This window comes from Pseudomonas sp. F-14 TE3623 (genome assembly GCF_053629015.1).
The window spans coordinates 1,408,812-1,421,516 of the sequence record NZ_JBRJHM010000001.1; the positions used below are offsets into that span (position 1 = coordinate 1,408,812).

The 12,705-nt window shown below is 62.1% G+C and carries 13 protein-coding genes; 4 read left to right on the forward strand and 9 right to left on the reverse strand.

The annotated features are described in order from the left end of the window. Positions 1–165: 165 nt before the first annotated feature. The 9 genes from AB7M29_RS06340 to cbiE form a co-directional block, all read right to left on the reverse strand. Complete coding sequence (locus tag AB7M29_RS06340; RefSeq protein ID WP_454246546.1) at positions 166–2,283, reverse strand: TonB-dependent copper receptor; 2,118 nt, start codon at positions 2,281–2,283, stop codon at positions 166–168. Positions 2,284–2,367: 84 nt separating this feature from the next. Continuing rightward, positions 2,368–2,805, reverse strand: a complete 438-nt coding sequence (locus AB7M29_RS06345) for a DUF2946 domain-containing protein (RefSeq protein WP_454246547.1) — start codon at positions 2,803–2,805, stop codon at positions 2,368–2,370. Positions 2,806–2,826: 21 nt separating this feature from the next. Continuing rightward, complete coding sequence (locus tag AB7M29_RS06350; protein WP_217855685.1) at positions 2,827–3,306, reverse strand: copper chaperone PCu(A)C; 480 nt, start codon at positions 3,304–3,306, stop codon at positions 2,827–2,829. Between the two features lie 48 nt (positions 3,307–3,354). Next, positions 3,355–3,753 carry a DUF2946 domain-containing protein gene (locus AB7M29_RS06355; RefSeq protein WP_217855687.1) on the reverse strand — a complete coding sequence of 133 codons (399 nt, stop codon included), beginning with the start codon at positions 3,751–3,753 and terminating at the stop codon, positions 3,355–3,357. A gap of 99 nt (positions 3,754–3,852) precedes the next feature. Beyond that, positions 3,853–4,143, reverse strand: coding sequence for an addiction module antidote protein (locus AB7M29_RS06360; protein WP_074873403.1), 291 nt, complete (start codon positions 4,141–4,143; stop codon positions 3,853–3,855). 3 nt (positions 4,144–4,146) lie between these two features. Beyond that, positions 4,147–4,449 carry a type II toxin-antitoxin system RelE/ParE family toxin gene (locus AB7M29_RS06365; protein WP_448722866.1) on the reverse strand — a complete coding sequence of 101 codons (303 nt, stop codon included), beginning with the start codon at positions 4,447–4,449 and terminating at the stop codon, positions 4,147–4,149. A 194-nt stretch (positions 4,450–4,643) separates the two neighbouring features. Continuing rightward, positions 4,644–5,372, reverse strand: coding sequence for a cobalt-precorrin-6A reductase (locus tag AB7M29_RS06370; RefSeq protein ID WP_454246548.1), 729 nt, complete (start codon positions 5,370–5,372; stop codon positions 4,644–4,646). After that, the gene (locus AB7M29_RS06375) at positions 5,369–6,466 is read right to left on the reverse strand and encodes a cobalt-precorrin-5B (C(1))-methyltransferase (RefSeq protein ID WP_454246549.1); all 1,098 of its coding nucleotides are present in this window, start codon (positions 6,464–6,466) and stop codon (positions 5,369–5,371) included. Before AB7M29_RS06375 ends, AB7M29_RS06370 begins: the two co-directional genes overlap by 4 nt. Next, positions 6,459–7,670, reverse strand: coding sequence for a precorrin-6y C5,15-methyltransferase (decarboxylating) subunit CbiE (gene cbiE / locus AB7M29_RS06380; protein ID WP_454246550.1), 1,212 nt, complete (start codon positions 7,668–7,670; stop codon positions 6,459–6,461). Before cbiE ends, AB7M29_RS06375 begins: the two co-directional genes overlap by 8 nt. A gap of 144 nt (positions 7,671–7,814) precedes the next feature. Here cbiE and cobG point away from each other — a divergent pair, with 144 nt between their 5' ends. The 4 genes from cobG to cobJ are packed head-to-tail and all read left to right on the forward strand — an operon-like array spanning position 7,815 to position 12,190. Then, positions 7,815–9,137 carry a precorrin-3B synthase gene (gene cobG / locus AB7M29_RS06385; protein ID WP_454246551.1) on the forward strand — a complete coding sequence of 441 codons (1,323 nt, stop codon included), beginning with the start codon at positions 7,815–7,817 and terminating at the stop codon, positions 9,135–9,137. Next, positions 9,130–9,756 carry a precorrin-8X methylmutase gene (locus AB7M29_RS06390; protein WP_007937188.1) on the forward strand — a complete coding sequence of 209 codons (627 nt, stop codon included), beginning with the start codon at positions 9,130–9,132 and terminating at the stop codon, positions 9,754–9,756. The genes cobG and AB7M29_RS06390 overlap by 8 nt, the downstream gene beginning before the upstream one ends. After that, positions 9,756–10,487 (forward strand): precorrin-2 C(20)-methyltransferase, encoded by a 732-nt coding sequence (locus AB7M29_RS06395; protein WP_454248701.1) that lies wholly within the window; start codon positions 9,756–9,758, stop codon positions 10,485–10,487. The genes AB7M29_RS06390 and AB7M29_RS06395 overlap by 1 nt, the downstream gene beginning before the upstream one ends. Further along, the gene (cobJ, locus tag AB7M29_RS06400) at positions 10,487–12,190 is read left to right on the forward strand and encodes a precorrin-3B C(17)-methyltransferase (RefSeq protein WP_454246552.1); all 1,704 of its coding nucleotides are present in this window, start codon (positions 10,487–10,489) and stop codon (positions 12,188–12,190) included. Before AB7M29_RS06395 ends, cobJ begins: the two co-directional genes overlap by 1 nt. Positions 12,191–12,705: the final 515 nt, after the last annotated feature.

The window sequence follows — 12,705 nt, forward strand, 5'->3', positions numbered from 1 at the left end:
CGCGGGTAAGGAGTGAACACCGCCCCCCTGTGGGAGCGGGCTTGCTCGCGAAGACGGCGGCACAGCCAACATTGATGTCGTCTGACACACCGCTTTCGCGAGCAAGCCCGCTCCCACAGGTTGCGCGTCTTGACTGAGAGGCATTGAGGCTTGCCCGCGATGCTTTTAGAAGCTCATATCAACCTTGGTCCAGAGCGTACGCCCTGGTTCGTTGATGGCTTGCGGATCATTGGCCGGGAAGCCGAAACCGGCGTTGCCCGCCAAGTTCAAGTGTTCGGCGTAGGCCTTGCCGAACAAATTGTCGACGCCACTGCTGACCTTCCAGTTCTTGTTGATCCGGTACGCGCCGTTGAGCGAGAACACGCCAAAACCCGAGCTCGTGTCGAAGTCTTTGCCGACCACGTTGCCCTTGTTCTGGTCGATGCGGTTCTGCGCCGCAACCACCCGCCACAAGGCGCCGGCGCTCCAATTGTCTTCGCTGTAGGTCAGGCCGAAACGTGCATCCAGCGGTGGCATCTGCGGCAGGGCGCTGCCGTCGCTGCTGTTCTTGCCCCAGGCGTAGGCCAGGGTCGCGTCGGCTTTCCAGTTGGCCGTCAGCTTGTAGGCCGCACCGAGTTCGCCGCCCATGATTCGCGCGTCGATGTTTTCGGCTTGCGAGGTCATACCCATCATCCCCGGCGTGTAGTTGAACAGGATGTAGTCACGCACCTGCCCGACGTAACCCGAGGCCCAGGCCTCGAGGTCTTCGGTCTTGTATTGCAGGCCGAAGTCGAGCTGGGTGGTTTTCTCCGGTTTGATCGAGTCGAAGGCATTCACCGAACCGGCGGGGCCGGACTTGGGCGAGAACAGCTCCCAGTAATCCGGGAAACGCTGGGAGTGACCGAGGCCCGCATACAGCGTGGTCGGGCTGTCAGCCAGGTCATGTTCGTAACGGACGAAACCGCTCGGCAGTGTATCGGCGCGGGTGTCGTCAGCCGTCGGGTTTGGACGGGCCATCATCCCGGAACCAATGGTCTGCCGATAATCCTTGGCCGACGCGCGATCCAGTCGCGCACCGGTAATCAGCCGATCACGGTCGGCGGCGTACCAGGTCAGTTCGCTGAACACGCCGTAATTGTGGAAGTCGGCGTCCTTGTTGCGCGGTACATCCTTGTAGGCGTCGACGCCCATGGCGCTGCGTTGGCGATGCTCGTTGGTTTGCGCATCCAGGCCACCGATCAGTTGCACATCGGCCCAGCGCCAAGTGGCTTTGATCCGCGCGCCGAGGGTTCGGCGGTCGACGTTGGAGGCCATGGGGCCGGCCATCATCCCGGTGCCGGACGGCGTGCGCAGGGTGTAGTTGTCCATCACGTGGTCGGCGTAGTTGTAGTAGACCTGCGCCTCGACCTTATCTAGCACCTCACCGATGTTCGACTGCTCGAAACGCAGGCCCAGGCTTTCGCGCAAGAACTGCGAACCGTCCATGCCACGCCCGGCGTAACGGGCTTCGCCATCGCCCTTGCCGGCGGTCAGTTCCAGCAGCGTGTCGGCGCTTGGGGTCCAGCCGACAGCAACGTCGCCGTTCCACTTGTCATAGCGCGAGGGCACGGTGTCGTTGTTGCCGTCCTTGTAATCGTCAGAATGCGCGGTGTTGCCGATCACGCGCACGTAACCCAGCGGCCCACCGGCAGCGGCGTCCACCACTTTGTCGAAACGGCCGTTGGAACCGGCCAGCACGCTGGCGTTCACCCGGGTGCCGAGTTCGCCGAAGCTTTCCGGCTCACGGTCGAACAGGACGGTGCCGGCCGATGCGCCGGGGCCCCAGAGCACGGTTTGCGGGCCTTTGATGACGGTGAGTTTGTCGTAGGTTTCCGGTGAAATGTACGAGGTCGGGGCGTCCATGCGGCCGGGGCAGGCGCCGAGCATCATGCTGCCGTTGGTGAGAATATTCAGTCGCGAGCCGAACATGCCGCGCAGCACCGGATCGCCGTTGGTGCCACCGTTGCGCACCAGCGCGAAGCCGGGGATGGTCTTCAGATAATCGCCGCCGTCGCTGGCCGGCACCGGTTGGCGCGGGTCCTTGGGGTTGGTGACAATGGTCAGTGGCGAACTCGGCGCGATGGCGGTGATCACCGTCGGGCTCAGTTCTTCGGTGTGGTCGGCGTGTTCATCGGCCAGCACCATCGGTGTCAGCAGCAAGCCGCAAAGAACGGCAGTGGCGTGCCTGAAACGAACGCGAGATTCGTTCAGGGCAAAAGAAGCCTGGGCAGCGCCCAAACGTGTGTCAGCAGAAAACCTGGACATGACAATTTCCATCGAACAGTCGTAAACGACACGGCCGGCAGCCTGCGGCTGTCTTCTAAACCGTGTGAGATCGGAGGTGGGTGTTTACGCGACGATGGGCGGCGCACGGGTGCGGGCACCGGGGAAGACGGTTTGCCGGGCGTGGCCCAGGCGGGTAGCGGGAGTGCTGAAAGTGGTTGTCTGTGGACTGTCGAAAGCGACGAAGGACTGACCGCCAGTGAGCGCAGGGCAATTGAACAGCAGGCTGCAATAGCCGCATTTTTCCCAGAGTGCGTGATGGTCAGTTTTGGGCGGGCAGTGCTCGGCGGCGGGTTGCGCGCCATGCTCCATGGCCGGCATGTCCATGGGCATGTCCATCGACATGCTCAAGGACATCGAGGCGCGTTGATCCATCGGCATCGATTGAGAAATCAGCGGGCCGATAAAGATCATCAGCATGGCGAACAGGCTGATCCAGCTGCCGCGCGTCAGGCTCATTGGCTGACGGCGGTGCACGGATGACCTGGTGCCAAGCGGGCGCATGGGCGTTTTCAACGTCGGCGATTACTGAGCGTGCATGTGTTCTTGCATGCTGTCAGGCGCCTTTTTCTGCACCGCGACCTCGACCGTCACATCGCCGGACTTCTCGAAGTGCATCGTCAGCGGGAAGCGCTTGTCGTCGCTCAACAGGCTGCGGTCTTTCAGTTCCAGCAGCATCACGTGATACGCCATTGGGGCGAAAGTGACTTCGCCGCCCGCCGGAATCTCGACGCTCGGCACTTGCTGCATTTTCATCAGATCGTTTTGCTTCACGTGCTCGTGCAGCTGGGCAACACCTGCGATCGGCGAGTCGACGCTCAGCAGTCGGTCGGCGGTTTTGCCGTTGTTGTGAATCACGAAATACGCTGCGACGGTGGGCGCGTTGGGCGGTAACTCTTGCGACCACGGATGGGCGATCTCAAGCTCGCCAGCCTTGTATTCGTGAGCATTGGCAAAACAGGCAGGTAGCAGTAATACAGCCAGAACGATGAGTTTGTTCAACATGGCAGTTCTCCAGAACGATTCAAAACGCAGGTCAATTGCGAGAAGGAATCACGCCAGAGGGGACGCTCGGGGGTTGAGACTCGGCCATTGCTGGCGCGGTGTAGGGAAGTCGAGCGTGGCAGGCGGCAGGCTTCGATTGGCCTCGAAACGTGCAAAATACAACTGCGGCGCATGCCCCGGCAACGCCACCAATGGCGCGGAGCCCGAGCAACACCAGCAATGTTGCATATTGGAATGATCGTCGCTCTGTGGAGCTTTCTGCTCGATATCGCCCAGGGAAATCGCCACCAGCTTGGTGCCGTTGGAAGAGCAGAAACTGCCCCACAACAACTGCTCTGCAGGCGATTTCGCCGTTTGCGCCATCGCTCCGGACATCGGCATGGCGAGCATGTTGAACAGCACTGCAAAGCAGGCGATCCAGGCAAATGCAAGCCGTTGTCGGGACATGAGGGCAGATCCGGTTGAGTGAGCAATCAGGCGCGGCTATTTAGCCTGATCAGGGGCGATAAGTAAAAAGGCCGGGTGCGGTGTGGTGTCGCAGTGCAATCATAGAGCGCTGGCATGCAGCCGCAGGCCCAATGCTTTCATCACTTTCATGATAGTCGCGAATTCCGGGTTGCCAGTGCTGCCCAATGCTTTGTAGAGACTTTCGCGGCCGAGCCCGGCATCACGGGCAATCTGTGTCATGCCTTTTGCACGCGCTATGTCGTTAAGTGCGGCACGTATGAGAACGCCGTCACCTGCATCTTCTTCAAAGCAGGCATCCAGATAAGCGGCCATTTCTTCTGGTGTTTTGAGAAACTCGGCGGCGTCGAATCGGGTGAATTGTTCGGCCATGACTTACTCCTCATTACCGATGTTTTGCGCCATTTGGAGAGCGCGTTTGATATCTCGTTTTTGAGTCGACTTGTCACCGCCCACCAGCAGCAGATAGACCACTGCCCCTCGACGAGTGAAATACATCCTGTAGCCGGGGCCGTAATGAACACGCATTTCATAAACAGCCTCGCCTACGGATTCGCAATCACCAAAATTACCGTGTTCGGCAGCTCGGAGCCTGGCGATAATGCGAGCTTTACCGATGATGTCTCTCAATGAGTTGAGCCAATCGGCAAACGCACGAGATCGTTCGAAGTCGATCATATTGGATCGTATTCCTTGGGATACAAGTTGGCAAGCCACACTTTTCTCGGCCCAATGGGAGGCCTTACCCATGAGTGGTATGGGTGGTGTTGCTAGCTAGGATCAGGGGAATCGAATATAGAGTTGAAGCGCTTGCCGGGAACAGTCGGCCCTCTCCTGGAAAGTTGTCGGCAAAGTCGCAAGGTCGTGCAGGCTCAGGAAATGTCTGACACTGACAAAGCCGCCAAGACGTCATCCACCGCCCCAAACTCCCGCTCAACCCCCGGCAACACCGGCCGCTTCAACACCAGCACCGGCACTCCACGCTCCCGCGCCACTTCCAGTTTCGGTTCGGTGGCGGTGCTGCCGCTGTTCTTGCTGATCAGCACATCGATCTGCCGACGCTCGAACAGCTCGCGTTCATCCTTGATCAGAAACGGCCCACGCGCGCCGATCACTTCGCAGCGTTCGTTGCCCGGATAAACGTCCAGTGCACGCAACGTCCAGAATTGCTCCGGCGGGATTTCGTGCAGGTGCTGCAGCGGTTCGCGACCGAGGGTGAACAGCGGTCGCCGGAAGGGTTTGAGCGCTTCGATCAGTTCGGCCCAGTCGCTGACTTCGCGCCAGTCATCGCCGGCTTGTGGTTGCCAGGCCGGACGTCGTAAAGCCCAGCAGGGAACGCCGCTTAAGCGCGCTGCGGTTGCCGCGTTCTGGCTGATTTGCGCGGCGTAGGGGTGGGTCGCATCCAGCAGCAGGTCGATGCCTTCATCCCGGATGAACTGCGCCAGACCTTCAGCGCCGCCATAGCCGCCAACCCGAACCTGGCAGTTCAGATCCGTCGGCACACGACCGACACCGGCCAGGCTATAGATGTGTTCCGGCCCCAGAGTCCGGGCGATGGCCAGGGCCTCCGTGACGCCGCCGAGCAACAACACGCGCTTCATTGAAATACTCCTGCATGGCCGACAATCCCGCCCTGGCGATCGATGGCGAATACTTCGACCTGAACCTGCGCCGGCACCACGCTGCGGGCAAAGTCCAGAGCGTGTTGACACACCGCGTCGCCGAGCGCGATCCCGGCAGCGCTGGCCATGGCCAACGCCTGCTGACTGGTATTGGCTTCGCGGATCGCCTGTTGCAGCGCCGCATCGGCACCGACCGCCGCGGCCCATTCGGCCAGTTGCGGCAGGTCGATGCTTGAATGCCGACTGTGCAAATCCATATGCCCGGCCGCCAGTTTGCTGATCTTGCCGAAGCCGCCGCACAGGCTGAGTTTATCCACAGGCACTTTGCGCAAATGTTTGAGCACCGCGCCGACGAAGTCGCCCATTTCGATCAGGGCGATTTCCGGCAAGTCGTAGACTCGGCGCATGGTGTCTTCGCTGGCGTTGCCGGTGCACGCGGCGATGTGTAGGTATCCGTTGGTTTTGGCGACATCGATGCCCTGGTGGATCGAGGCGATGTACGCCGCGCAGGAGAATGGCCGGACGATGCCGCTGGTGCCAAGGATCGACAAGCCGCCGAGAATCCCCAGTCGCGGGTTCATGGTTTTCAGCGCCAGGGCTTCACCGTCCTCGACGTTTACCGTGACCTCGAAGCCGCCCGGGTAATCAAGCTCCTCGGCCAGCAGCGTCAGGTGCTCGCTGATCATTTTGCGCGGCACCGGATTGATCGCCGGTTCGCCGACGTTCAGCACCAACCCGGGCCGAGTGACGGTGCCCACGCCCCGGCCGGCGCTGAAGCGAATGCCCGGCTCGCTGTGCAGGCGCACCTGGGAAAAGAGCAGGGCACCGTGGGTCACGTCCGGGTCGTCGCCGGCGTCCTTGATGGTTCCGGCTTCGGCGCCGTTGTCCATCAGTCGACAGAATTCCAGGCGCATCTGCACCCGTTTGCCTTTGGGCAGAATGATCTCGACGGCGTCCGCTTCCGCGCCACTGAGCAGCAGGCGTGCCGCGGCGAGGCTGGTGGCGGTGGCGCAGCTGCCGGTGGTCAGGCCGCTGCGCAGCGGGGCGGGTTGTTCGGCGGTTTCGTCACGCATCGAGGGGTTTCGTCACATCCAGCAAGGTAATCGGCAGCGCCTGACGCCAGGTGTCGAACTCGCCCAACGGTTGCGCCTGAGCGACATGAATGCGGGTCAGTTCACCGCCATGCCGTTCGCGCCAGGCCATCAGGGTCACTTCGCTTTGCAGGGTGACGGCGTTGGCGATCAACCGGCCACCGGGTTTGAGTTGCGACCAGCATGTGTCGAGCACGCCTTCGCGGGTGACACCGCCACCGATGAAAATCGCGTCCGGGCGTTCTAGCCCGTCCAGGGCTTGCGGCGCGCTGCCGCGAATCAGTTGCAGACCGGGGACGCCCAAGGCATCGCGGTTGTGTCCGATCAGCAATTGCCGCCCTTCATCTGCTTCGATGGCCAGCGCCCGGCAACTCGGATGAGCGCGCATCCATTCAATGCCGATCGAACCGCTGCCGGCGCCGACGTCCCACAGCAGTTCGCCGGGTGTCGGTGCGAGACGGGCGAGGGTGATGGCGCGCACGTCGCGCTTGGTCAGTTGGCCGTCGTGCTGGAAGGCTGAGTCCGGCAGGCCGGCCAGTCTGGACAGGCGCGGCGTGTTCGGTTCGGCGATGCATTCGATGGCGATCAGGTTCAGATCGGCGATCACCGGCTCGTTCCAGTCATTGGCGATACCCTCAATGCGTCGTTCGGCTTCGCCGCCCAAATGTTCCAGCACGGTGAGGCGACTCGGCCCGAAACCGCGCTCGCGCAGCAACGCCGCGATGGCCGCCGGACTCTGGCGATCGTTGCTCAACACCAGCAAGCGCACACCACTGAACACATGGGCGTTGAGCGCGGCGATGGGGCGGGCGACTACTGAAAGCGTCACCACGTCCTGCAATGGCCAGCCCAGGCGAGCGGCCGCCAATGACACGGAAGACGGGGCGGGCAGGATCAGCATTTCCGCACCGGGCAGTTGCCGCGAAAGGCTGGCACCGACGCCATAGAACATCGGGTCGCCGCTGGCCAACACACACACCGGCTCGCCACGCAGTGCCAGTAATGGTTCAAGGGAAAACGGACTTGGCCACAATTGCCGCTCGCCACGAATGCACACCGGCAACAAATCCAGTTGCCGCTGGCCGCCGAAGATCCGCGAGGCGCCCAGCAGGGCGCGACGGGCATTCTTGCCCAGGCCCTTGAAGCCGTCTTCACCGATACCTACTACTGTCAGCCAGGGTGACATCTGCCGTCCTCAAAAAAAGTCCACAAACGGACTGTTCCGACGGGCAGGCTTTTCATGCCGTCGGACAAAGCAGGCATAATACCGCGCCTTCGCCCGCGAAGCGCCTTTCCCACACAGCCGGTCGCCCCATTGAACGAACGCCCGATGTCCACCGCCTTACGCCCCTCGGCCTGCCCGGGGTTACTGCGTATTGTCCCGGCGCTGGACGGCGGCATCTGCCGGATCAAATTGAACGGCGGCTGGATCAGCGCCGCCCAGGCTGAAGCGGCGGCCAGCGCAGCCGAGCGGTTTGCCGGGGGCGTGATCGAGGCGACCAACCGCGCCAATCTGCAGATTCGCGGGATTGGCAGCGAGCAGACGGCCTTGATCGACAGCCTGCTCGCCGCAGGATTGGGCCCGCGTACCGCGGCAGGCGACGATGTGCGCAATCTGATGCTCAGCCCGAGCGCCGGGATCGACCGGCAGATGTTGCTCGATACGCGCCCGCTGGCCGAACAGATCCTCACCAGCCTGCAAAGCCATGAGCGTTTTCACCAGTTGAGCGCCAAATTTGCCGTGCAACTCGATGGCGGCGAAGGCCTGGCGATGCTCGAACATCCTCACGACCTGTGGTTGAGCGCCGTTGAGCACGAGGGTGAGTGCGTGCTGGCCTTCGGTCTGGCGGGTTGCCCGACGCAGACTCCGTCGGGCGCGGTGCGACTGGAGGACGGCCATGCGCTGGTGATCACGGTGCTGGAGCTATTCCTCGATCTGGCGCGTCCCGATCAGACGCGCATGCGTCATCTGCTGGCCGAACACCCGGTGGCCGGGTTTGTCGCTCAAGTGGCCGAACGTGTGCCGTTATTGTCCACCGTGAGCGGGGCGCGCGTTACGAACTCGAACGTTCTGCACTCGAGTGTTCTGCATGTAGGCGCTCATCCTCAGCGTGAAACCGGCCGTGTCTATGTCGGCGCGACGCCGCCTCTGGGCCGGCTCGATCCCGCCATGCTGCGGGGCGCCGCACAACTGGCCCGCGAACGAGGTGACGGCAGCCTGCGTTTCACACCTTGGCAAAGCCTGCTGTTGCCCGATATCCACGAACGCGATGCCGCTGAAGTTATCCACAGCCTGGAAAACTTGGGCCTGCGCTGTTCGGCAGACGATGCCTTGGCGCATCTGATTGCCTGTACCGGTTCGGCGGGTTGCGGCAAAGGTCAGTCCGACACCAAAGGCGATGCGCTGCAACTGGCGACGTTGTTGCAACGTCACGGCCAAGTCTTTGATGTGCATCTGTCTGGCTGCGCGCGTTCCTGCGCGGCGGCACACATTACGCCAGCGACGTTGCTGGCCGTCTCACCCGGTCACTACGACCTCTATTTTCGCGACGCAGCTCAGCCGGGTTTCGGCGCGCTGCACGCACGCAACCTTACTATTGAAGCGGTCGCGGCCTTGCTCGACGCCCGCTCACGGAGCCCCCTTGATGCTTGATTACATCCGCGACGGTCAGGAGATCTATCGCAACTCCTTCGCGATCATTCGCGCCGAGGCCAACCTTGCGCGTATTCCGGCCGATCTGGAGAAACTCGCGGTGCGGGTGATCCACGCCTGCGGCATGGTCGAGGCCATCGACGGGCTGCAATTTTCCGAAGGCGCCGGCAAGGCCGGGCGCGATGCGTTGGCGGCTGGTGCGCCGATTCTGTGCGACGCGCGGATGGTCAGCGAAGGCGTGACCCGCGCGCGTTTGCCGGCCAATAACCCAGTGATCTGCACACTGCGCGATGACAGCGTCCCGGAGCTTGCCCGCGAGTTGGGCAACACCCGTTCCGCTGCCGCGCTGGAGCTGTGGCGTCCGCACCTGGAAGGCAGCGTGGTGGTGATCGGCAATGCGCCGACCGCGCTGTTTTATCTGCTGGAAATGCTCGACGCCGGCGCGCCGAAACCGGCGCTGATCCTCGGCTTCCCGGTGGGTTTCGTCGGCGCCGCCGAATCCAAGGCGATGCTCGCGGCGGACAGCCGTGGCGTGCCTTTCGTCATCATGCAAGGCCGGCTGGGCGGTAGTGCCATGGCCGCCGCCGCCGTCAACGCCCTCGCCACGGAGATCGAATGATGCAGCAACCTGGACGTTTGATTGGCTTGGGCGTCGGCCCCGGTGATCCGGAACTGATTACTGTCAAAGCCTTGCGCCTGCTGCGCGAGTCGCCGGTGGTGGCGTACTTCGTCGCCAAAGGCAAGAAGGGCAACGCCTTCGGCATCATCGAAGCACACCTGCAGGACGCACAAACCCTGCTGCCGCTGGTTTACCCGGTGACCACCGAAGCGCTGCCGGCGCCATTGTCGTACGAACAAGTGATCAGCGATTTCTACGATGCGGCCGGCGAAGCACTCGCCGCGCATCTGGACGCTGGCCGTGACGTGGCGGTGATCTGCGAAGGCGATCCGTTCTTCTACGGCTCTTACATGTACCTGCACGATCGTCTGGCCGAACGCTATGAAGCCGAAGTCGTGCCGGGCGTCTGCTCGATGCTCGGCGGTGCGTCGGTACTCGGCGCACCGCTGGTGTATCGCAATCAGAGCCTGTCGGTGTTGTCAGGTGTGCTGCCCCACGAAGACCTCAAGCGGCGACTGGCCGATGCCGATGCGGCGGTGATCATGAAACTGGGGCGCAATTTTCCCAAGGTCCGTCAGGTGCTCGAAGAACTCGGTCTGGCGGAGCGTGCGCTGTATGTCGAGCGCGCGACTATGACCAACCAGAAAATCGTGCCGCTGGATCAGGTCGAACCGATGTCCTCGCCGTACTTCTCGCTGATCATCGTTCCCGGTGAAAGGTGGCAAGGCTGATGGCCCATTCCGCTCCGGCGATTGTCATTCTCGGCAATGGCAGCCTCGCGACCGCGCGCAAGATTCAGCAGGTGTATCCGGGCGCACTGATCCATGGATTGGCCGAACGGGTCGAAGGCGCGGACCGTGTTTATCACGAGTTCGGCGCGACCCTGCGCGAGTTTTATCAACAGGACACGCCGATCATCGCGCTGTGCGCCGCCGGCATTGTGATCCGCACCCTGGCGCCGTTGCTGCTGGAAAAAGGTGCCGAGCCGCCGGTGCTGGCCGTGGCCGAAGACGGTAGCGCAGTGGTGCCGCTGCTCGGCGGTCTCGGCGGGGTGAATGTCATGGCGCGCGAGATTGCCGCTGGCCTCGACGTCGCGGCGGCGATCACCACCAGCGGTGAATTGCGTTTCGGCACGTGCCTGCTCAATCCACCCAGCGGCTATGCCTTGGGCGATCTGGAATTGGGCAAGCGCTTCGTCTCGGACTTGCTGGCCGGTGAACACGTGCGCATCGAAGGCGCTGCGCCCTGGTTGGCGCAAGCACAATTGCCGCAAGATCCTCAGGCGCATTTGTCGATCCATGTCGGCAGCGCCGAACGGCCGCCGGCCGCCAATGAATTGTTGATCTACCCGCGCAGTGTGTTGTTGGCAGTCAGCGCCACGATGGCGGATTTGCCCCAGGCGATTCGCGCGGCGCTGCGTCAGGCGCGAGTTGCCGTTCAATCGCTGGCGTGCCTACTGGCGCCGGTCTCGGAGATGGCCAGCCCGGCGTTGCGCGAAGCGGCGCTTGAACTGGGGGTGCCGCTGCGTTTTGCCTCCCCCGCCAACGATGCCGGCGAGTTGGCTCGAACGGCTGTTCCCGACGCGACAATTCTCCCGATTGACGCGAACCTGGCGCTGGCAATCGCCGAACAGCCCCTGGACGTTACGCAGATCGGCCGCCCTCGCGGTCGGCTGGCGGTGATCGGCCTGGGCCCGGGTGCTGCCGAATTGAGGGTGCCTGCGGTGAAGGCCGAACTGGCCAAAGCCACGGATGTGCTTGGCTATGAAACCTATGTACGCATGGCCGGCCCGTTTCGACCGGATCAAGTGTTGCATTGCACCGACAACCGCGAGGAGATGCAGCGTGCCCGTCACGCCTTCGAACTGGCGGCCCAAGGGCGCTCGGTGATTGTGGTCTCATCCGGTGACCCCGGCGTGTTCGCCATGGCAGCTGCCGTGCTGGAAGCCTTGCACGAGTCGAGTGAGCCCGCCTGGCACAGCGTCGACCTGGAGATTCTGCCGGGGGTTTCCGCTTCTCTGGCGACCGCCGCTCAGGCCGGTGCGCCGTTGGGGCATGACTTCTGCGTGATGTCACTGTCGGACAACCTCAAGCCGTGGTCGATCATCGAGAAGCGTCTGGACCTGGCCGCCGAAGCCGATCTGGCGCTGGCTTTCTACAACCCGATTTCCCGCTCGCGGCCGTGGCAGTTGGGCCGTGCTCTGGAAATCGTCGCACAGCATCGCACGCCTGAAACTCCAGTGGTTTTGGGCCGTGATATCGGCCGGCCCGGCCAGACGCTGCGGGTCACCACACTTGGTGCGCTCACGCCGGAGCAAGTGGACATGCGCACCATGGTGCTGATCGGTTCGTCCACTACCTGCGTGTTCCCCCGCGCCGACGGTGGCGACTGGGTCTACACACCGCGCTGGTATGGCAGCAAACCCCTCTGCTGAACCCTGGCGGCCCGTTCGGGCCGCCTTCATCACCTGAATCCCGTTATTTCCCCGATTGTTACGGCATTTGTGCGCGTAAGCCTGTTCGGTCATTTGAGTGGGATTGGGGTTGTCTGTCCAGGAAGAACTTTGATCCTGCGTTGTAGGAAGTTTCACTTTTATGTCGGTGTTCTTCAGGTGTTACAACTCATAACTTAAGACGACTGTTACAAGGTCCGGCTTATGGTCAGCTTTTTCAGGGCTTCAATGTGTGTGTCATTAGTAAGCGAGGCTGTGAGCGTTAAGTCTGTAACAGTGGATGTGCTGTTTGCTCTGTAATTAATTGAATTCGTTGTTGGTTGAGCAATGTTTGGGTGGTGGGTTAGTTTGGTTTTGGGTTTTTGGTGTTGTTTGGTTTTAGAGAGTTTGTATGGTGTTTTCTCGATATTAAGTGATGTCGGCGTTTATCCAAGAGTGGAGGCGCCTTTTTGTATTGTTGCAAATCGGTGGAATGCACGAGTGTCTGAGTGCGCGTG